This is a genomic window from Marinobacter changyiensis, assembly GCF_009193265.1.
Taxonomy (GTDB): domain Bacteria; phylum Pseudomonadota; class Gammaproteobacteria; order Pseudomonadales; family Oleiphilaceae; genus Marinobacter; species Marinobacter changyiensis.
Window position 1 is genome coordinate 37,134 of sequence record NZ_VZZZ01000005.1, and the last position, 18,934, is coordinate 56,067.

General features: G+C 59.6%; 21 protein-coding genes. 7 read left to right on the plus strand and 14 right to left on the minus strand.

What is annotated here, in order from left to right:
• Nucleotides 1-16 precede the first annotated feature (16 nt).
• The 5 genes from F6Y09_RS13610 to F6Y09_RS13630 are packed head-to-tail and all read left to right on the plus strand — an operon-like array spanning nucleotide 17 to nucleotide 6,020.
• On the plus strand, nucleotides 17-958 hold the full coding sequence (locus F6Y09_RS13610; protein ID WP_246180537.1) for a DUF58 domain-containing protein: 942 nt from the start codon (nucleotides 17-19) through the stop codon (nucleotides 956-958).
• 5 nt (nucleotides 959-963) lie between these two features.
• Entirely contained in the window at nucleotides 964-1,440 is a 477-nt protein-coding gene (locus F6Y09_RS13615) for a DUF4381 domain-containing protein (protein WP_246180538.1), read from the plus strand.
• Nucleotides 1,434-2,438: a vWA domain-containing protein gene (locus F6Y09_RS13620; protein WP_152207492.1), complete on the plus strand. Its 1,005-nt coding sequence runs from the start codon at nucleotides 1,434-1,436 to the stop codon at nucleotides 2,436-2,438. Before F6Y09_RS13615 ends, F6Y09_RS13620 begins: the two co-directional genes overlap by 7 nt.
• On the plus strand, nucleotides 2,431-4,287 hold the full coding sequence (locus F6Y09_RS13625; protein ID WP_246180539.1) for a VWA domain-containing protein: 1,857 nt from the start codon (nucleotides 2,431-2,433) through the stop codon (nucleotides 4,285-4,287). Before F6Y09_RS13620 ends, F6Y09_RS13625 begins: the two co-directional genes overlap by 8 nt.
• Nucleotides 4,281-6,020, plus strand: a complete 1,740-nt coding sequence (locus tag F6Y09_RS13630) for a BatD family protein (RefSeq protein ID WP_152207494.1) — start codon at nucleotides 4,281-4,283, stop codon at nucleotides 6,018-6,020. The genes F6Y09_RS13625 and F6Y09_RS13630 overlap by 7 nt, the downstream gene beginning before the upstream one ends.
• Here F6Y09_RS13630 and ccmI read toward each other — a convergent pair.
• The 9 genes from ccmI to ccmA all read right to left on the minus strand — a co-directional run bounded on the left by ccmI (nucleotide 6,017) and on the right by ccmA (nucleotide 13,331).
• On the minus strand, nucleotides 6,017-7,288 hold the full coding sequence (ccmI, locus tag F6Y09_RS13635; RefSeq protein WP_152207495.1) for a c-type cytochrome biogenesis protein CcmI: 1,272 nt from the start codon (nucleotides 7,286-7,288) through the stop codon (nucleotides 6,017-6,019). The two genes, F6Y09_RS13630 and ccmI, sit on opposite strands and share 4 nt — an antisense overlap.
• Before the next feature lie 77 nt (nucleotides 7,289-7,365).
• Nucleotides 7,366-7,863: a cytochrome c-type biogenesis protein gene (locus tag F6Y09_RS13640; protein ID WP_152207496.1), complete on the minus strand. Its 498-nt coding sequence runs from the start codon at nucleotides 7,861-7,863 to the stop codon at nucleotides 7,366-7,368.
• A gap of 5 nt (nucleotides 7,864-7,868) precedes the next feature.
• The gene (locus F6Y09_RS13645) at nucleotides 7,869-8,405 is read right to left on the minus strand and encodes a DsbE family thiol:disulfide interchange protein (RefSeq protein WP_152207497.1); all 537 of its coding nucleotides are present in this window, start codon (nucleotides 8,403-8,405) and stop codon (nucleotides 7,869-7,871) included.
• Nucleotides 8,402-10,408, minus strand: a complete 2,007-nt coding sequence (locus F6Y09_RS13650) for a heme lyase CcmF/NrfE family subunit (RefSeq protein WP_152207498.1) — start codon at nucleotides 10,406-10,408, stop codon at nucleotides 8,402-8,404. The genes F6Y09_RS13645 and F6Y09_RS13650 overlap by 4 nt, the downstream gene beginning before the upstream one ends.
• A 42-nt stretch (nucleotides 10,409-10,450) precedes the next feature.
• Nucleotides 10,451-10,918, minus strand: coding sequence for a cytochrome c maturation protein CcmE (gene ccmE / locus F6Y09_RS13655; RefSeq protein ID WP_152207499.1), 468 nt, complete (start codon nucleotides 10,916-10,918; stop codon nucleotides 10,451-10,453).
• Between the two features lie 28 nt (nucleotides 10,919-10,946).
• Complete coding sequence (ccmD, locus tag F6Y09_RS13660) at nucleotides 10,947-11,186, minus strand: heme exporter protein CcmD (protein WP_152207500.1); 240 nt, start codon at nucleotides 11,184-11,186, stop codon at nucleotides 10,947-10,949.
• Nucleotides 11,187-11,188: 2 nt separating this feature from the next.
• The gene (ccmC, locus tag F6Y09_RS13665; RefSeq protein ID WP_152207501.1) at nucleotides 11,189-11,935 is read right to left on the minus strand and encodes a heme ABC transporter permease CcmC; all 747 of its coding nucleotides are present in this window, start codon (nucleotides 11,933-11,935) and stop codon (nucleotides 11,189-11,191) included.
• 27 nt (nucleotides 11,936-11,962) lie between these two features.
• Nucleotides 11,963-12,655, minus strand: a complete 693-nt coding sequence (ccmB, locus tag F6Y09_RS13670; protein WP_152207875.1) for a heme exporter protein CcmB — start codon at nucleotides 12,653-12,655, stop codon at nucleotides 11,963-11,965.
• Nucleotides 12,656-12,677: 22 nt separating this feature from the next.
• Complete coding sequence (gene ccmA, locus F6Y09_RS13675; protein ID WP_152207502.1) at nucleotides 12,678-13,331, minus strand: cytochrome c biogenesis heme-transporting ATPase CcmA; 654 nt, start codon at nucleotides 13,329-13,331, stop codon at nucleotides 12,678-12,680.
• 214 nt (nucleotides 13,332-13,545) lie between these two features.
• On the opposite strand from ccmA, the gene fliK reads away from it, so the two are divergent.
• Together fliK and F6Y09_RS13685 are read left to right on the plus strand one after the other, a co-directional pair.
• Nucleotides 13,546-14,937 (plus strand): flagellar hook-length control protein FliK, encoded by a 1,392-nt coding sequence (gene fliK / locus F6Y09_RS13680; RefSeq protein WP_152207503.1) that lies wholly within the window; start codon nucleotides 13,546-13,548, stop codon nucleotides 14,935-14,937.
• Nucleotides 14,938-14,974: 37 nt separating this feature from the next.
• The gene (locus tag F6Y09_RS13685) at nucleotides 14,975-15,277 is read left to right on the plus strand and encodes an EscU/YscU/HrcU family type III secretion system export apparatus switch protein (RefSeq protein WP_152207504.1); all 303 of its coding nucleotides are present in this window, start codon (nucleotides 14,975-14,977) and stop codon (nucleotides 15,275-15,277) included.
• A 13-nt stretch (nucleotides 15,278-15,290) separates the two neighbouring features.
• On the opposite strand, the gene F6Y09_RS13690 is transcribed toward F6Y09_RS13685, so the two are convergent.
• The 5 genes from F6Y09_RS13690 to motD all read right to left on the minus strand — a co-directional run bounded on the left by F6Y09_RS13690 (nucleotide 15,291) and on the right by motD (nucleotide 18,920).
• Nucleotides 15,291-15,680, minus strand: a complete 390-nt coding sequence (locus F6Y09_RS13690) for a DUF2802 domain-containing protein (RefSeq protein WP_179959423.1) — start codon at nucleotides 15,678-15,680, stop codon at nucleotides 15,291-15,293.
• Nucleotides 15,681-15,757: 77 nt separating this feature from the next.
• On the minus strand, nucleotides 15,758-16,246 hold the full coding sequence (locus F6Y09_RS13695) for a chemotaxis protein CheW (RefSeq protein WP_152207506.1): 489 nt from the start codon (nucleotides 16,244-16,246) through the stop codon (nucleotides 15,758-15,760).
• Nucleotides 16,247-16,399: 153 nt separating this feature from the next.
• Nucleotides 16,400-17,134 (minus strand): chemotaxis protein CheW, encoded by a 735-nt coding sequence (locus tag F6Y09_RS13700; RefSeq protein WP_152207507.1) that lies wholly within the window; start codon nucleotides 17,132-17,134, stop codon nucleotides 16,400-16,402.
• 73 nt (nucleotides 17,135-17,207) lie between these two features.
• Nucleotides 17,208-17,996 carry a ParA family protein gene (locus F6Y09_RS13705; protein WP_152207508.1) on the minus strand — a complete coding sequence of 263 codons (789 nt, stop codon included), beginning with the start codon at nucleotides 17,994-17,996 and terminating at the stop codon, nucleotides 17,208-17,210.
• 141 nt (nucleotides 17,997-18,137) lie between these two features.
• Nucleotides 18,138-18,920 carry a flagellar motor protein MotD gene (gene motD / locus F6Y09_RS13710; RefSeq protein WP_152207876.1) on the minus strand — a complete coding sequence of 261 codons (783 nt, stop codon included), beginning with the start codon at nucleotides 18,918-18,920 and terminating at the stop codon, nucleotides 18,138-18,140.
• Nucleotides 18,921-18,934: the final 14 nt, after the last annotated feature.

The window sequence follows — 18,934 nt, forward strand, 5'->3', positions numbered from 1 at the left end:
GACTGACCTTGAACCCATGATGGAAACCGATGACACTGCAATCCAGATCGGACTGCCCGGGTTGATCCGTTTGCAGGCCGACGCCCGGGCACTGCGCCTGCCCGGCGCCCGGCCTGTGCGCACCCGCCAGGCTGGTCTGCAACGATCACCCCAACGTGGCCGGGGCATGGCGTTTGCCGAGGTGCGACTGTACCAGCCCGGCGACGACATCCGGAGTATCGACTGGCGCGTTACCGCCCGGCGCCAGAGCCCCCACACGAAACTTTATGAAGAAGAGCGCGAACGGCCGGTGCTGTTGATCTGTGATCTCGGACCGACGCTGTTCTTCGGCAGTCAGGGTGCCTACAAGCAGGTACGCTGTGCCCAACTGGCAGGCATTCTCGCCTGGCTGGCGCTGGCCGCGGGAGATCAGGTGGGTGGTATTGTATTCTCGGAACAAGGTTTCCTGGTGCAGCGGCCCGCCCGGCGCAAGAAAGCGGTCCTGCAACTGCTCGATGCCCTCGCGCGGTTTCAGCACTCGCCCCAAACCCGCGCGAGCTTACAGAGGGAGCGCTCCCATAACCTTGATATAGCAATGCAGGAAGCTCGCCGGGTCGCCCATACCGGCAGCCGGATCTTTGTTCTCAGTGACTTCCTGGCGCTGACCGATGAAACCTCCCGATTATTGGGGGCCCTTACCCGACACAACAGTGTCAGCACTCTGAGAATTGTCGATCCACTGGAACAAAAGCTACCCGCCAGCGGTCAATTTGCAGTGGCGGGGCCAGATGGCCCGGTATGGTTCAATGGTGCCGATCGCCGGTTTCAGGAGGCATTCCAGGCTCGGGTAAGGGCCCACGAACAATCCGTTGAGCGATGCTTCAGAATGGCAGGGGTGCTTGATCAGGTGGTCAGTACCGCGGACGACCCGGCCCAAAGTTTAAGACTGATCCTCGGCCCGCGCGGCCGGATCGGATAACCGGAATGAGCAATATGGAACAGGACCCTCTCAGCGCACTGCGGGATATTCACCTGCCGGAACCCGGTGGTTTCTGGCCGCCCGCACCGGGCTGGTGGATAGTGTTTGCGCTGGTGATCGGGCTGACTGTCTGGGGAACCCTGGCGATACTCCAAAAACGCCGTCGTAATCGCTGGCTAAAGACCGCCCTTGCTGAATTGACGACCCTTGCGGCGGCGGAGCAGCGCGGCCCGGGATGGTTTAACGAACTGAACCGGTTACTGAAACGGGCAGCCCGGGTAAAGTTTCCGCAGCAGCGACCAGAGAGCCTGTCCGGAGAAGCCTGGGTCCGTTTCCTGACGGAAACCTCACCCGGACAGGCCACCGAGGATCAGGCGCTGTTTCGGTCGCTGGTTGAGAGTTGCTGGCGCCCGGATCCGGGCGGTGACCCATGCCAGGCCCTTGGTGCAGCACGGCGCTGGCTTGAGGCGCAACGATGCTGAACCTTGCTTATCCCTGGCTCCTGCTGCTTGCTTTGCTGCCGCTCCTGATCGGGTTAAAACGCCGGATCAGCGCCCGGGTTGAGGCGCCTGTCATACCGATCGGACACTGGCTTCAGGACCTGCCCGGAGTGAGCAAGTCCGGCAGCGCTGTGCCCCGTTGGCAAACACTGCTTTTGACCATTGCCTGGCTGTTGCTGGTGGTAGCCCTGGCGCGTCCACAACATGTTGGAGAGGCGGTCAATGTACCTGTCACCGGTCGTGATCTGTTGCTGGCGGTCGATATTTCCCCCAGCATGGATGAGCAGGACATGGTCCTTAACGGCCGCAGTATCAATCGTCTGCAAGCGGTGAAACGAGTGGTCTCGGACTTTATCGATCAGCGCTCCGGCGACCGCCTGGGGCTACTGCTGTTCGGCAGCCAACCCTACATTCAGGCACCGCTGTCGTTCGATCATAAAACTATTCAGACACTGCTTGAGGAAGCGGGCATCGGCATGGCCGGACGGGCGACGGCCATCGGTGATGCCATGGGCCTGGCAGTGAAACGTCTGCGCGACCGGCCCCAGGAACAACGGGTAGTCATCCTGCTAACCGATGGCGCCAACACCGCCGGGGAAGTCACACCGGACAAAGCCACTGAAATTGCCAAAGCCGCCGGAGTCCGCTTTTACACCATCGGCATTGGTGCTGAATCCATGGTGCAGGGCGGCTTACTGGGGTCACGCCGGATCAACCCGTCCCGGGATCTGGACGAAGCGCTGCTCACCCGGATCGCCGAACAGACCGGTGGGCGTTTTTTCCGGGCCCGCAGCCTGCCGGAACTGGAAATGATTTACGAAAGCATCAACCAACTGGAAACCATTGAACTGGAGGGCCAGCGTTACCGGCCCGTGCGGGAGCTATATGTGTGGCCTGTGGGGTCAGCGGTGGCCCTGTGGGCGATGTTGCAGCTGCTTCGCCTGAGAGCTAATGGTCGCAAGGAGGTGGTCCGTGTCTGAGTTCCACTTTCTCCGCCCAGTCTGGCTATTGCTACTGTTCGCCATACCACTGCTTCCGTTGATTGCCCGGCACGCCCGGCAAGGACAGAACGGCTGGCTGAAAGTTATGCCAGAGACACTTCTCCGACCGCTGATCAGCCAAACCGGTGCCTTGAAGGAGTCGGGTAAATCGCCTCTGGTGATGCTTTCCCTGGCGCTTGCCCTGATGGCGGTTATCCTGGCGGGGCCGGCCTGGCGAGAGGCGCCAACGCCCTTGCAGCAGCAGAATGACAGCCTGGTTATCGTGCTCGATCTCTCGCTGTCCATGCTGGCAACCGACGTCGAGCCTGATCGCCTGACGCTCGCCAAACGTAAGATCCGGGACCTGCTTAAAGAGCGGGAGGGCGCCTTTACCGGGCTGGTGGTCTACGCAGCGGATGCTCATGTTGTGACGCCGTTGACCGATGACACCGACACCGTACTGGGCTTGCTCGGGGTGTTGGACCCTCTTATTATGCCGGCCGCGGGCAACCGCCCTGACCTTGGGATTACATTGGCCAAATCCTTGCTGGACCAGGGCGCACCCGGCGCCGGGCGGATTTTGCTAATCAGTGACGATGTGCGGGCTGAACATCAGTACGCCATACGCGACACATTGATGGACAGCAACTTCAGCCTCAGCACCCTTGCGGTCGGCACCCCCGAAGGCGGACCCATCCCACTGCCAAAACGCGGTTTCATCCGTGATAACGGCGAGGTGGTGATCACCCGGACGGACCCGGAAGCCCTTACCTGGGTGGCGGAGCGGACCGGCGGCAAGAGCCACCGTCTGACCTTCGACAGCCGCGACCTCAGGGCCCTGGACCTTCGTGCGGCAGACAGTGATGACTGGCAGGACAGCGACCGGGAGCTTACTGTCAGCCGCTGGCAGGACGACGGCTATTGGCTGCTCTGGCTGGCGCTGCCTCTGCTTCTGATCTGCTGGCGACGGGGAGCTTTACTGGTGGTATTGCTGCTGGTGGCACCCATGGTTCCTAGCCCGGCCATGGCATTGGGCTGGGACGATCTCTGGTCCCGCCCGGATCAACGAGGCGAAGCGCTGATTGCAGAAGACCCCCAGCGCGCGGCTGAACAACTTGATCGCCCTGACTGGCGAGGCAGCGCGCAGTATCGCGCCGGTGACTACGAATCCGCCGCCAGTAGCTTCAGCGAATCCGCCGGGGCCGATGCGGCCTATAACCGGGGCAATGCGCTGGCCCGGGCTGGCGATCTGGAAGCGGCCATTGCCGCCTACGAGCAAACCCTGCAGATACAACCGGGCCACGAAGATGCCATCCATAACCTCGAACTTGTGAAGCAGTTGCTGGATCAACAGCAGGAACAGCAGCAGAACAATCAGCAATCAGGGGGTGAAAACAGCGACGGAGAAAGCGCTGAAAGCAACCAGCAAAACCCGTCACAGGAGCCAGGGGGCCAAAGCCCGTCAGACGGCCAACAACTCCCGGGCGAAGACAGTGAGTCTGACCAGCGTGAACAGGGCGGCGAAAGCCAGCCAGACGAGGGTGAAAGTGAGGGCGCAGGTCAGGTCGAAGGTCAGGTCGAAAGTCAGGCCGAGAGCGAGGCAGCAGCCAGACCCCGGGAACAGGAGTCTACTGACCCCCCATCCGCTGCCGGAAGCGAAACCGGGCAGGACCGGTCCGCAAACCAGACCCCAGCCCTTCCGGAGCTGGAGACATCACCCCTGTCCCAGGGTCAGGAACGCTGGCTCAGGCGAATTCCGGATGATCCGGGTGGATTGCTAAGGCGCAAGTTTCTTCAGCAATACCGTGAACGCGAAACTCAACCCAGCGAGAGTGATACCCCATGGTAGCCCGACTCATAACGGTTCTAGCGCTGCTGTCGATCCTTGCCACGCAAGCGATGGCACAGCAGACCTTGCGGGTGGAACCGGACCGCATAAGCCTGCATGAGAACGAAGCCTTCAACCTTACCGTTGTGGGTGAAATGGAGCTGTCTATCAATCTCGACACCCTGCTCAATCCCGGCAGCCTGGAGTTACCGGCACAGGACATCAAAAGGCTGGAAATCGACTTCAAGATCCTCGGGAAAACTCAGAAATACAGCGTGCGCACCGTCAACGGGGAAACCCAGGCCGAGATTACCTGGATCTACCAACTGGCACCCCGTCGTACCGGTTCACTGACCATTCCGGAGCTGAGTTTCAACGCGGCCCGCTCTGAGCCGATTACCATCACCGTCGAGGCCGGCAGCGCCCGCGATGAGGCAGGTGAGTCCCGGGACGCCTTTATCGAACTGGCCGCTGACAAGGACCAGGTCTACGTGCAGGAGCAACTGGTCCTGACCGTCAAACTGTTTTACACAGGCAACCTGATTCGCGGCGACCTTACGGAGCCGGAGCATCCCGATGCGATCATCGAATCCCTGGGCAAACAAACCGATTACAGCCGCTTCCGCGACGGTCAGCGCTATCGGGTCGTTGAACGCCGTTACGCCATCTACCCCCAAAGCCCGGGAGCGTTGTCTATCGACCCGATACGGTTTGAAGGCCAAACCCGAAGCACCCGCGGCCAGATGGTATTTCTCCGTGACAGTGCCCAGCTTTTTGAAGTTCCGGTCAAGGCACCACCCACCCGGTTCAGTGGCAATGTCTGGCTGCCCGCCCGGGAGCTCACGCTGGACGAACGCGGGCTGGATAACATCACCGAGGTCAGCATTGGCCAGAGCATGACCCGAACCATCGCACTGACCGCGGAGGGGCTGCCAGCGAGTGCGCTGCCGCCCCTCACACCGGGCATACCAGACGGCTTGCGCAGCTATCCCGAACAACCGGTAACTGAAACCGCCGTCAGCAATGAGACGCTTATCGGGTCCCTGACCCAAACCACTGCGCTGGTGGGCGTGCAAGCCGGCACCTTCACCATACCGGAAGTGCGCGTGCCCTGGTGGGACACCGAGGCAGACCGCGAACGGATTGCGGTTATTCCCGCCCACACCCTCACGGTATTACCGGTAGACGGCAGTGTTACAGCCGCGCCATCGTCGGTCCAGTCCGAGCCTGTGGAGGCCGAAGCCACCACACCACCGCAAGATTACCCGGACCAAAATCAAAGTCGTTACTGGCCCTGGGTGACAGCCCTGCTGGCAGCGGGTTGGATTATTACGTTGCTGCTCTGGCGGCAACAGCGTAAGCGGGTAGCCGCCGACAAGAGTGGTACCCAGAATCCCTTTGCCGGAGCGGAAAAAGACCTGTTTGAGGCCTTGGTTCACGCTGCTGACAAAGGCCAGGCAGCTACTCTGGACCTGTTGCCGCGCTGGATGTCGGCAAGATATCCCGGCGAAGTGTTCGGCAGTGCCTCCGAGGCTCTGCGCAAGGCGGGTGACCCGGAACTGAAAGCCCAGATTAATCGACTGGAAAGCCGCTTGTTCGGTGCCAAACAAGCGCGCAACGAATCCTCTCCCTGGGATGGCCGTGAACTCGTGGCGCGTCTTCGCCAACTCAGGAAAAACGCAGCCGCAAAAGATGAAGGTGACGGGGACCTGCCACCATTTTATCCCGACGGTCTGAACCCCGGTGTCCGTTAGCGCAGTTGCTGGTCAATCACCAGCTCAATGGGCTGACCATCAGGTACGTCGGTTACTGCCACGGGTACCTCCAGAACACCTTGCCAATCGCCCGGACGTGGCATAGCGGTGCCACCGGTTGAAAGCCGGGCGGCAATGACCACTTCCTCGGCGTCGGAGATTTTTGCCGACGGCGCCATGGACAACGCATCGGTTAACCGCAGCTCCAGGGGCAGCTCACCGGCGGTGCGACGGGCGACCGCAAGCGGTGCCGACCGCTCGCCGGGTCGGCGGGCATATATGAACAACGTGGTATCGGCCGGCACCTGGCCGTCAAACGCCGGACTGAGTTCGATGCGCACCGTCACACCCCGCTCCGATACCGCCTCTGCCTCACCGACGGCGGGGGCGGCCCGGCCAAGCCGCTGGTAGGCCTGTTCGATACCCTGCCGGAGGGAAGGCAGTTGCGGATGGTTCGGGGCTACCTCTGCAATGCGCTCCCAGTAACCAATGGCCTGTTCAAACTGCTCCTGATCGAAGGCATGAATACCCAATAAACCGAGAGCATTAACTTCATCCGGGTTGAGCGCACGGGCGGCCTCAATGGCGGCGGTCACAGTGGCATTCATGTCACCTTTACTCTCGAAAAAGCGGGCCTGGGCGGCCAGTCCCAGCGCGGTGGCGGCTTGCCCCGGCGACTCCGACATCTGCTCTGCCAGCCTTTCAAAGGCCCAGGCAGCATCCGGGTAACGCTCCAGGCTCATGTAAGTCCGGGCCAGCATCGCCCAGCCCTCCGGGTTCTCGGGGCTCGCTTCCAGACGTTCCCGCAGCTGTGTGGTGAGCTGATTCAGTTGTCCCGTCCTGTCATCGCCGGATGCCAGATCCTTCATAGCTACCCACTGTTCAACATCGTCCATCGCGCCCCAGTGCTGGTAGAGAAACACGGCCAGTGCCGGTATCAAAACCACGCTGCCCAGGGCGATGACCCAGGCACCGGTGCGCCGGGAATCCGCTTTTACGGTGGGGGGGGCCACGGGCTCTTCAGACACATCGTCCAGCAGACTGCCTGCAAGCTCGTCCCGCAGTTGGCGATAGTTTTCATCGTCCAGAATGCCTGCCTTGTGCTCTGCCTCCAGTTCGGCCATACGGCCTCTGTAGGCCAGCAGGTTCTGATTCCGCAGGTCCGTTTCAGCACGCTCCCGGGGCCGGCTGAAAAACAGGGGGAACAGAACAAAAGCCAGGGCCAGACCCATCAATGCGGTCGCAGCAAGCCAGAAGGTGGTCGTCATAACACGGCGATCCCGTCGTCAGTGAAGTAAATGTCGTTTGGTAGAACTTACCCGGGCGAGAGCCCCGGCAGGAACCATCAGGTTCCTGTTCCGGAACCACCGGTGGTATCAGGCTCGTCGGTTTGAAGTATTTTCTCTGCGCGCCGCCGCTGCTCATCACTCAGGGACGAAGCACCCTCGGTGTTGCGGCGGGAGCGGACGACAACACCAATAACCATCAGCACGCCACCAAAGACAACGATGGCAGGGGTAGCCCACAGCATCACCGTGCGGGGCTCCAGTTGCGGACGGTAGCGTACAAACTCTCCGAAGCGCCCGACCAGGGCCTCAAACACCTCCTCCTCTGTGGCGCCTTCCCGCACCATTCGATAAACTTCGTCCTTCATGTCCTCGGCAATGGGCGCATTGGAGTCAGCAATGTTCTGGTTCTGGCATTTCGGGCACCGCAACTCTTTGGTGAGGTTACGGAAACGTTCCCGATCCGCCTCTGAATCCAGCGGGTACAGATCATTCGTTGCAGCCTGAGCGAGCAGCGAACCGGTCAACAGCAGTGCGAGTGTCAGCAGACGTAGCATGTTGATCAACCCTCCCGGCTGTATTTGCGAATGAGCGGTTCAAGAGTCTCATACCAGACTTTCTCGTTCACAACACCGACGTGCCGGTAGCGCACGATGCCCTCGGCGTCCACCACGTAGGTCTCCGGGGCACCGTAAACCCCCAGATCAAACCCGAGGGACCCTGAAGGATCAAACAGATTGACGGTGTAAGGATCACCAAGGCTCTGAAGCCATTGCAGCGCCTGATCCCGATTGTCCTTGTAGTTGAGGCCGACAATAGGGACGCCTTTTTCTTCCGCCAGCCAGACCAGGTCGGGGTGCTCATCCCGACAGGCAGGACACCAGGTGCCCCAGACATTCAGCAGCGACACCTGGCCATTGAAGATGTCCTTCCGGAGCATCACATCCGGGTTTTCCAGTTGGGCAAGCTCGAACGCGGGCACCGGTTTCCCGATAAGGGCTGATTCGAGGTGCATCGGGTCTTTGCCAATACCCGCGTACATCACCACGCCCAGCGTAATCGCCAGCATAACCGGGATAAACAGAAACAGCCGTTTCATGACATGGCCTCAGGAACCGCTCTGCCGGCGTCAGGTTCCCGGTCCGGGAGCGCTGCCGGTTTTACCGGAACTTTTTCCCTGATGCGATATCTCCGGTCAGCGATGGCCAGTATGCCCCCCGCTGCCATAAACAGGGACCCCAGCCAGATCCACCTAATCAGTGGTTTGTACTGAATCCGCATCGCCCAGGCGTTGTCACCCACCTGCTCGCCGAGTGCAACAAACAGGTCTCTGGCCAGCCCGGCGTCGATACCAGCTTCTGTCATCACGCTTCTCTGAACAGTGTATTGGCGCTTCTCAGGATACAAGGTGGCAATTTTGCGGCCATCACGGGAAATATCGACCTGGGCGGTTTCGGCCCTGAAATTGGCGCCCTGGCGCTCACCGATCTGTACAAACGCAAAGTCGATATTCTCGATGCTGACGGTGTCTCCCGGTGACATCCGCACGTCGCGCTCGACCCCGTAATTGGATACGACCGTTGCACCGGCCATGGTCAATGCCAGCCCGAGGTGCCCGAGGACCATGCCGTAGTAGCTCCGTGACTGACGACGAAGACCATGCCAGCGGCCCTGCCGGGAAGCGGATTTGTCCAACAGGTCACGGGCAGTTGCCGACACGATCCAGGCCGCAGAGAAGCAGCCGGCAAAGGCCCAGGGTTCAAATTTGCCCATCCACAGCGGTACCAGCACCGCGACAATCAGACTTACGGCCGCTGGCCAGAGCAGTTTTCGGGCGAGCCAGCCACCATCGGTTTTCTTCCAGCGGGAGAAGATACCGGCACCCAATAACAGGCCAACCGCAATCGCCACCGGCGAGAAGGTCAGGTTGTAAAAAGGCTCACCAATGGACAGACGCCCCATGTCGAGATAATCCAGAATCAACGGATACAGCGTGCCCACCAGCACCAGCAGCATGGCGGCCATCAAAAGCACATTATTCAGCAACAGGAATATTTCACGGGAGGCGGAGCCATAGCGAATTCGACTGTGCACCACCGGCGCGCGGAACGCATAAAGTGTAAGGCTGGACACTATGGTTATAGCCAGCAGAGCCAGCAGAAACTGGCCCCGGGTGGGGTCAGAGGCGAACGCATGCACGGACGTCAGGACGCCCGAGCGCACAAGAAAAGCGCCCAACAGGCTGAGCGAGAAAGTCAGGATAGCCAATAACACCGTCCAGCTCTTGAACACCCCCCGCTTCTCGGTCACCGCCAATGAGTGCATCAGTGCCGTGCCTGCAAGCCATGGCAGCAAGGACGCATTTTCGACCGGGTCCCAGAACCACCAACCGCCCCAGCCAAGCTCGTAATAGGCCCACCAGCTGCCAAGCGCGATGCCAACCGAGAGAAAAGCCCAGGCAACCGTGGTCCACGGCCGTGACCAGCGCGCCCAGGCAGCATCCAGGCGGCCGTTGATCAAGGCCGCGATAGCAAAGGCGAACGCCACAGAGAAACCGACGTAGCCCATATAGAGCATGGGCGGGTGCACGATCAGCCCGAAGTCCTGCAACAGCGGGTTCAGGTCCGCGCCATTGGTTGGCACGTTGGGGAGAATGCGGTCAAAGGGGTTGGACGTCATCAAGAGAAACAGCAGGAAACCGACGCTGACCATGCCCATCACCGACAACACCTGGGAAGTCATTACGGCTGGCAGGCGCCGGCTGAATATTGCGACGGCCAGCGTCCAGCCCGCGAGGATCAGCATCCAGAGCAACAAGGAGCCTTCATGGGCCCCCCATACTGCACTGAACTTGAAATACCAGGGCAGCAGACTGTTACTGTTGTTGGCCACATAGGCCACCGAGAAGTCATCCACCATAAAGGCATAGGTCAGCACCCCAAAGGCGATGGCAACAAACACAAACTGCCCCGCCGCCAGCGGACGCGCAAAAGCCTGCAGGCTGGCACGCCCGGCGAGCGAGCCTGCCAGCGGCACGGTCGCCAGCAGGATGGCCAGCAGCAGCGAAAGTATCAGCGAAAACTGTCCGAACTCCGGAAACATCGAATTCTCCCCAGGGGATCTGGATTTAAATGCTTGTCTGTATCAGTACTCGGGTATGCTCTGGGCAGTATTGCTCTCAGCCCGGGCCGCTGCCTTTTCAAGGGAGTCCATGACTTCCGGCGGCATGTAGTTCTCATCGTGCTTCGCCAGTACCTGGTCCGCCACAAACAGTCGGTCTCCATTGAGCCTGCCGGTTGCCACCACGCCCTGCCCCTCCGCAAAGAGATCTGGCAGAATTCCAGTGTATTCCATGGTCACCGAGGATTCGAAATCCGTTACCCGAAAGGTCACCCGAAGCGAGTCCGGGTCACGCTGCACCGAACCTTCTTCCACCATACCACCGGCCCGGATACGCACGTCGCCCGGCGCCTCACCGGAAGCAATCTGGCTCGGATCGTAAAACAGGCTGATGTTCTGCCTCAACGCATAGGTGGTGAGACCGATAGCGATGCTCAGCCCGGCCATCAAAAACAGAATCAGCGTTAATCGTTTCTTTCGTTTCGGATGCATAGTCCACTCAGACAGATGAAGTTCGATGTCAATTTAACGGGTTGAACCCGGAAACTTTACGCTGCGAACCGCCGTCAGGTTCTCCCGGTTGCCGGTTTCGGGCTTCCAGTTGCCACTGACGGCGCTGATCCGCTTCAAGTCGGCGACGCTGACTGAAGGACCAGGCTACCAGCCAGCCCAACAATAAAAAAAATGAGATATAACAGGTCCATACATAAGGGCCGTGGCCTTCCATCACCATAAAAGCCTGAAGAGAATCAAAGGCCATGGTCACGCTGCTCCTTCCGGCCGGATCAGTGTTTTCACCCAGTGAGTCTTGCGTTCGCGGTAAAGAATTTCAGTCTGCATCCTGACAAAAGCCAGCCAACCAAACAGCAAATACAGTCCAAGCACCACCAGCAAAAGCGGCAACCACATTTCCACCGGCATGCTGGGTTTTTCAGTCAGCTTGAACGTGGCGGGTTGATGCAGCGTATTCCACCACTCCACCGAATACTTGATAATCGGAATATTCACGGCGCCGACAAGCACCAGCACCGCAACCGCCCGGGCCGAGGATTTCTCGTCGGAAATCGCTGCACCCAGGGCAATCACGCCGAAGTAGAGAAATAGCAGAATCAGCATCGACGTCAACCGGGCGTCCCAGATCCACCAGGTTCCCCAGGTCGGCTTGCCCCAGACGGCGCCGGTAAACAGGGCCAGAAATGTCAGTACCGCACCCACCGGCGCAACCGACTTAACAAAAACATCCGCCAGCTTCATTCGCCACACAAGCGTCACAATCGCGGCGGACGCCATCATGATATAGACGGACTGCGCCAGGAAAGCAGTCGGAACGTGGATAAAGATAATCCGGTAACTGTTGCCCTGCAGATAATCTTTCGGGGCGAAGGCCAGCCCCCAGACAATCCCCACCAGAGCCAGAACCAGTCCGCTCCAGAGCAACCAGGGCATCCAGCGACCGGCAATGCCGTAAAACCACTTTGGTGACCCAAGCTTGTGAAAAAATTGCCACATCAGGCGAATACCTTTTTCAACGTTTTATCAATTATTGGACAGACTGATCCGTAACGCAGCGGCTGAAGCAAACGGGGCCAGCGTGATGGCCAGCACCAGAAACGCGCCCATCAGGGCCAGATAACCACCAACCGGGGCGCCCTCTGCCGCGGCGGCCACGGTGCCGGTGCCGAATATAAGCACCGGTATATACAACGGAATAATCAGCAACGACAACAACACCCCGCCCGACCTCAAGCCCAGAGTCAGCGCCGCACCGATAGAGCCGATAAAGCTCAACACCGGGGTCCCGACCAGCAACGTTAGACACAGAACAGCGATAGAGTTCCCGTCCAGATGCACCATCACACCCAATATCGGGGCCAGTAACACCAATGGCAAGCCGGTTACCAGCCAGTGCGCCACCGTTTTCGCAAGTACCAGCCAGTATAGTGGCTGAGGCTGCAGAGCCAGCTGCTCAAGGGTGCCATCGTCAAAATCATGCCGGTAAAGATGATCCAGCGACAGCAACGTCGAAAGCAACGCTGCCACCCAAAGGATACCGGCTCCCGCCACCTGAAGAAACGATACTTCCGGACTGACTCCCAGGGGGAAAAGCGACACCACCATGACGAAAAACAGTAACGGGTTGAGGGTATCCTGCAGCTGTCGGAAATTAACCTGCAGATCCCGCTTCAGAACCGCCCACATAGCGGGCAAAATCGGAACCGCCCGCACCATCGGGCGGATGACAGGCCGGGCTTCAGAATTCACGGCCACCTCCTTGCCCCAGGCGAAGGCGGTCCATGCCTGGCAGTTCCGGTTCATGGTGGGTGGTGAGAATCACCGCGCCCCCCATGGCGGCACGGTTTACCAGCAATTGCTCCAACCCCTCCACACCTTGCTGGTCAATCGCCGTAAACACTTCGTCCAGTATCCACAACGGCTCGTCGGACAGCAGCAACCTGGCAAGCGCAACGCGGCGGGTCTGACCGGCCGACAGGTGCTGGCAGGAAACCTCCTCAAAACCGGCGAGGCCAGCACGGGCAAGCGCCTCTGAAAGCTGGCCATCGGTGATGGCCTGGCGGCCGGAAATCAGAAACCGGAGATTTTCCAGCGGTGTCAGCAAGGGTTTGACACCGGGTCGGTGCCCCATGAACAACAGGTTCCGCAAAAACGATTCACGGTCATCATTCCGGGGCCGGCCCTGCCAAAGCACTTGCCCTTCAAACCCGTCATGGAGTCCTGCCAGAATACGTAACAAGGTCGTCTTGCCAGAGCCATTGGGGCCCTCGACACGGGTCAGGGAGCCGGGCACTATGGAGAAATCAAGGCCTTGGAACAAAACTCTGCCGTCACGTTCGCATGACAAATCCCTTGCCTCAAGTAACGAAGCGGACTGTAGTGGCTCTGACATCGGGGCCCCAAACGCTGACAATACCTGGCAAACACTGGCCTGGATCAGGAATAACGGTCTCCCGGCAACAAACCACCGGGTACGGGGGAGGACAGAAGCCTCCAGCGAGCCGTATTATAACGAAACCGTGACAGAATTACTGTCTGGAAACATCAGAGTTGTGTTTCAACTCTGGCACCCTGAGTTTCGAACTCACCATGGGCTAAGGAGCGGTATGAAAGTTCCCGATAGCGGCCAGTCACCAACGCCCTCCGACCCGCCCCGCGCAGCTAAAAACGAGGGCTCGACGGTCAGCTCCGGCGCACGAACGGAACCCGCACTAGCCACCGGCGCGTTGCTTGACCGGCTTGAACTTGAAAACCGTCAGGCGGTAATGGCCCGGGTGGCTCAGGTGGTGACCAATCAAAAGGGCCAGGCCGACAGTCTGCTGTTGGAGCTCAGGGGCCGCAACCTGTTGGTTCAGCCGGCCCAGGGCGATGCCAAACTCGAGCCCGGTGACTGGATCAAGGTGATGCGGGCGGGTAACGAGCTTCAGTTAATGTCAAAGCTGGCGCCGGCTCTGGAGTCCCGGATTGCCCAGGCCCTGGCCCAACGACTGCCCTGGCAACAACGACTCGATACCGGTCTGGGCCAGTTGATGATCGCCTTGTCGACCGGGGCGAAGGCCAGCAACCCGATCGCTCCGGCCCAGCCGCTATCCGCGGCCGCTCAGGCAGCTATCCAGCAATTGTTCAGCCGGCTCCCTGCCAGCGACGTGTTTGTGCCGGGCATCACGGCGCAATCCAGCAGTGCTGGCGGTGTTGGCAACACCCCTGGCATTAGCCGTGCTGCGCTGCCGGGCAATCTCGCTGGCCAGGTAAAAGCCTGGATCCATGAAAGCGGGCTGTTTGCCGAATCCCGCCTGGCACGAGCCCCGGATGCCGCCCTGCCCGATCTCAAACTCGCTCTCACCCGGATTGTCACTGCTCTGCTGTCGCAACAGAATGCAGGCCCCGAGCAGTTCAACCGTTACACCCCGCTGGCCAGCCATGAACTGGTGCAGGCGCCGTTGCAGTTTCCCAACCAGCTGTCGCCTCCACCGCCAGCATCACAAACGGAACCGGTGACCGTCGGCCAGATGTTACGGTTGCTGGCCGGTATGCTGAACCGGATTTCAGTGAATCAGCTTCACAGCCAGATGCTCTCTAACCGGGGTACAGCGGATGCACCGGCCCCCTCCACCTGGCTGATCGAGCTGCCCTGGGTCACCCCGCAAAACGAGCCAAGAATCGCGCAGCTCAGGTTGGAGCATTACACTAAAGGTGACAGCGAAGAAAACCGGCATCGGAAAGCTTCGCCAGTCGCCGAATGGCGTTTCGCCCTGGCGCTGGATCTCGATGCTGCCGGCCTGGTTTACTTCGAAGTCTCGCTTCGGGAACTGCAGGTTTCAGCAAGAGTTTGGGCCGAGCAGCAAGACACCCTTCGGCAGGTGCAGACCGAACTTACCGACCTGCGCACCCGCCTGACAGAGCTCGGACTGGACGTGGTGGATCTGGAATGCCGCCGCGGCAACCCCCAGGCAGCCACCACGAAACTCGAACACCGTTTGGTGGATACCCGTGCCTGACGATCCAACGGAACCATTACAAGGGAAAATATCTCTCATGGCTGATGCCCACGACGCACTCCGACAAACCGCGGTGGCGCTCAAGTACGATGGCAAGCGGGCTCCCACGGTAGCCGCAAGCGGGCTTGACGATATTGCCGATGAAATCATCCGGATTGCCCGCGAGCATGGCGTTCCACTTTATGAGAATCCGGAGCTGGCCACGATCCTGGCACGGCTGGAACTGGATGAGGAAATACCGGACACCCTGTATCGGGTCATTGCCGAAATTCTGGCGTTTGCCTTCAATCTGCAAGGTAAAACTCCCGCAGATGCGGGAGTGAAGTCATCAGATAGCTGAACTCGGGGACGGGTCAGGCGGCGCGGCGATTTTTCAAAGCCGAAACCAGCTCCGCTTCGGGTCGTGAAATGCCGCAGGTGTTCATCAGATCATCGATATCGGCACCCAAATCGACCAGGCGGGAAGCCTCGTCATAGGATACCCGGAGCGGGTCATTCTGCCGCATCTCGTCCATCAGACCTCGCAGTTCATGGAGCTGGCGCTCACAGGCCACCACCCGGTGCCCGACACCCATACTGCCGCTACCAGTCGCATGAATTTCACGGCCGAGGGCGTCACAGCGCTCTTTGAGCTGAGCTTTGAGACGACCGACCTCCCGGCGCGACATCAGGGATTGAATAAATAATAAAACCAGTGCACCGGTGGTCAGTGCCCAGGGAGCCAGCGTGGTCAAATCCGTCATGATCGGGTTTCCTCATCACTCTGACCACTGGCTGGCTGCCATCACGCTCATTCCGTCTGCGCTATCGCTTGCTCAGATCAGAGTGATGAAACTTCAGCCCATTCGTGGTCTGTCAGCATCTTGTCGAACTCAACCAGAATGATGAGTTCGCCGTTCTTGTTGCACACGCCCTGGATAAATTTTGCGCTTTCCTCGTTACCCACGTTCGGTGCCGTTTCAATTTCACTGGACTTCAGGTAAACCACTTCTGCCACCGAATCCACCAGAATACCCATCACCTGATTGGCGGATTCCATCACCACGATCCGGGTGGCGTCGGTCACTTCCAGATCCGCAAGGCCGAACCGTCGGCGGGTATCGATGACCGTAACGACGTTGCCGCGCAGGTTAATGATACCCAGAACGTAATCCGGGGCTCCGGGAACCGGAGCTATTTCGGTATACCTCAAGACCTCCTGAATCTGCATGACGCCGATACCGTAGGTCTCGTCATCAAGCCGGAAAGTCACATACTGAAGAACCTGATCGTCCTGGCTCTGCTTCTTTTGTCCGCTCTGGGCTGCCATATTGCACTGTCTCCTAGGCAGGCTGCCCGAACGGGGCAACCTGATCGTCAAAAAACCATCATCAGTGCCCTTCACTAGAGTTCAGGGCACAAACCGTGCCAGCCTCCCATCCCGACATTCGGAATCGAAGCTGGCACACGAAATTCCGGGCGCCTAGTCCAGCGCCAACCGGTGTTCACTCTCCGCCCGCGCGAGCAGAGAGGCCATGGTGCCAACGTCAATCAGTGCGCACATATGTTTTATGACCGTGCCCGCCAGCCAGGGCCGCTTACTCCGGGTAGAGCGCCAGCGTACTTCGTCAGGGTCCAGCGTAAAAGATTGTGCAACCTCGTCACAGGCCAGTGCCCATTCACTGTTGTCCAGCCGAATGACAAAGCGGTAGCCGTCCCGGGCACCCGCAGGCACGCGTCCGGCCATGATCCACTCCGCCGTATCCACGATCCGGAGGTTCTGATCCCGGTCCGGCAGCATACCCATATACCATGGCGGCCGCCCGGGTATGGGTTTGACCTTGCGTTCGATCTTGTGGATCGCCCCCAATAACACCAGCGGCACCGCCAGCTGCAGCCCGGCGACACGGAAAATCAAACACTCGAATGGCTTTTGGGACCAGAGCGGACGCTCCAGTGGCGGCGATTCTGCGGGTGGCTCCTCGGAACGCTGCACCGGCGCGGGCGCCACCGCGGGCTCGGGCCTGAGGCGCACCTCGGGCTCGGCCAGCACCGTTGTCAGTGCGGGGGGCGCGGTCAGCGATTCGGTGCGAGCGGGTTCTGCGGCCGAGCAGTCAGTGTCCCGGGCGGCGCTGGTGGCTGTGTGTAGCAAATCGTCAAGATAGCTGGCCAATGCCGTGGTCGGATCAGCAAACTGTGTGTCGCGGCCCGGTTTCACTATCCGGTCTCCCGCTTGGTGCCGCACCGTGGCGCCAAGCCTCCGGCAGCTGTCAAAAATCTGACGACTGCCATCACTGGCTCCCCGGGGCACTGACACGCTCAATCAGGTCATCCAACAAACGCCGGTATGCCCTCACCCCATGGGTTTCGTTGTCAAGGGCGGAGGGAACGACACCGGCCTGGCTGGCGTCCCGGAATTTGGTATCAACCGGAATGGCAAAACGCCACAAGGTGTCCGGATAACTCTTGCGAAGGGCATTGAGACTTTTGACCGACGCCTGGGTACGCCGGTCAAACAGGGTCGGTACGATGGTGTAGGTGAGCTGGCTTTTTTGGGAACGCATGATCATTTCAAGCGTGTGCAACATTCTCTCCAGCCCCTTGATAGCGAGAAATTCAGTCTGAACCGGTACTATCAGATGCTGGGCAGCAGCCAGGGCGTTGACCATCAGCACGCCCAGGGACGGGGTGTTATCCAGTAGTACATAGTCAAAATCATCCCACAGCTGCGCCAGCGCCCGGGAAATTATCAGCCCCATGCCCTCTACACCCACCATCCGGCGCTCGAGCGTTGCCAGGGCCGTACTCGCCGGTAGCAGGGACATGCCGGTACAGGCCGTCTCCGTAATCAGCTGGGCAGGCAGGCCATCCGGGACTTTGCCCTGGTGCTGAAACAAATCAAAGACACTGTGTTGCAGGGTATCGGGATCATAGCCAAACCAGCTCGTGAGCGAGCCGTGAGGGTCCAGATCCACCACCAGCACGCGCTTTCCACGGGCAGCCAGAAGCCCACCGAGCGTAACCACGGTCGTTGTTTTACCGACACCACCTTTCTGATTGGCTACTGCCCAAATTCGCACTCTGGTTCTCCGACTGATAAAACACACTGTCTTTCTGTATCGGCACGGCTGGCATTATCTTGATAGCCGGGTGGCAAACTATTGCCCGAGCACAGCACTGAATTCAGAGCAGTACAGGATCCATGCCAGTTTGGAATTTTTCTAGCGCATGACGCCGCGAATGCTGGCATCCCGGGATATCAACAGCACCACCCGGCGGTTGCGGCTGCGACCCGCTTCGGTGTCGTTGCGGGCAACCGGCTGGAATTCGCCGTAACCGATGGCCGCCATTCGTGCCGGCTCAATACCTTCTATTGCCAGCACCCGCACCACCGCTGCCGCTCTTGCGGTGGATAGCTCCCAGTTGGAAGGAAAGGCTGCAGTCCGGATCGGGCGGTTGTCGGTAAAGCCTTCCACCCGTAAGGCGTTGTCCCCATTTTCGAGCACCCTGGCTATGGTTTCGAGAACGGTAAAGGCATCAAAGTGCGGTTCTGCATCACCACTTCCGAACAGCAGACTGTTGCTCAGGCTGAGCTCGATCCACTCATCACTGGTTTCCAGAGTGACCACGCCCTGTTCGATAAACTCCTCAAACTCCAGGGCAAGCTGATCCGCCATCACCCTGAGAGCATCGCTTCTGGCCTGCTGAGCACTTTCAGGGCTGCGGTGTGCCTCGATCACCGGCAGCAGGATAACGCCGTCCCCCTGACCTGTCCCACTGGCAGAAGGCAGCTCTCCTACGTCAATGGGATTAACAGTTCGTTGAGGCGCATTGAATACCCCGGTCAGGGTCTCCGACAACACCTTGTACTTGCCTTCATTTACGGAAGAGACGGAATACATCACGACGAAAAAGGCAAACAGCAGCGTGATGAAATCGGCATAGGAAATCAGCCAGCGCTCCTTGTTATGGAGATCCTCCTCAGATTGTCGCCGACGTCGCATCATGTCACCTCTTG

Bases quoted from the DNA above. Each gene is read 5' to 3' on its own strand.
- F6Y09_RS13610 (WP_246180537.1), top strand. From the start codon at position 17: ATGATGGAAACCGATGACACTGCAATCCAGATCGGACTGCCCGGGTTG.
- F6Y09_RS13615 (WP_246180538.1), top strand. From the start codon at position 964: ATGAGCAATATGGAACAGGACCCTCTCAGCGCACTGCGGGATATTCAC.
- F6Y09_RS13620 (WP_152207492.1), top strand. From the start codon at position 1,434: ATGCTGAACCTTGCTTATCCCTGGCTCCTGCTGCTTGCTTTGCTGCCG.
- F6Y09_RS13630 (WP_152207494.1), top strand. From the start codon at position 4,281: ATGGTAGCCCGACTCATAACGGTTCTAGCGCTGCTGTCGATCCTTGCC.
- ccmI (WP_152207495.1), bottom strand. From the start codon at position 7,288: ATGACGACCACCTTCTGGCTTGCTGCGACCGCATTGATGGGTCTGGCC.
- F6Y09_RS13640 (WP_152207496.1), bottom strand. From the start codon at position 7,863: ATGCTACGTCTGCTGACACTCGCACTGCTGTTGACCGGTTCGCTGCTC.
- F6Y09_RS13645 (WP_152207497.1), bottom strand. From the start codon at position 8,405: ATGAAACGGCTGTTTCTGTTTATCCCGGTTATGCTGGCGATTACGCTG.
- F6Y09_RS13650 (WP_152207498.1), bottom strand. From the start codon at position 10,408: ATGTTTCCGGAGTTCGGACAGTTTTCGCTGATACTTTCGCTGCTGCTG.
- ccmE (WP_152207499.1), bottom strand. From the start codon at position 10,918: ATGCATCCGAAACGAAAGAAACGATTAACGCTGATTCTGTTTTTGATG.
- ccmD (WP_152207500.1), bottom strand. From the start codon at position 11,186: ATGGCCTTTGATTCTCTTCAGGCTTTTATGGTGATGGAAGGCCACGGC.
- ccmC (WP_152207501.1), bottom strand. From the start codon at position 11,935: ATGTGGCAATTTTTTCACAAGCTTGGGTCACCAAAGTGGTTTTACGGC.
- ccmB (WP_152207875.1), bottom strand. From the start codon at position 12,655: ATGGTGCGGGCGGTTCCGATTTTGCCCGCTATGTGGGCGGTTCTGAAG.
- ccmA (WP_152207502.1), bottom strand. From the start codon at position 13,331: ATGTCAGAGCCACTACAGTCCGCTTCGTTACTTGAGGCAAGGGATTTG.
- fliK (WP_152207503.1), top strand. From the start codon at position 13,546: ATGAAAGTTCCCGATAGCGGCCAGTCACCAACGCCCTCCGACCCGCCC.
- F6Y09_RS13685 (WP_152207504.1), top strand. From the start codon at position 14,975: ATGGCTGATGCCCACGACGCACTCCGACAAACCGCGGTGGCGCTCAAG.
- F6Y09_RS13690 (WP_179959423.1), bottom strand. From the start codon at position 15,680: ATGACGGATTTGACCACGCTGGCTCCCTGGGCACTGACCACCGGTGCA.
- F6Y09_RS13695 (WP_152207506.1), bottom strand. From the start codon at position 16,246: ATGGCAGCCCAGAGCGGACAAAAGAAGCAGAGCCAGGACGATCAGGTT.
- motD (WP_152207876.1), bottom strand. From the start codon at position 18,920: ATGCGACGTCGGCGACAATCTGAGGAGGATCTCCATAACAAGGAGCGC.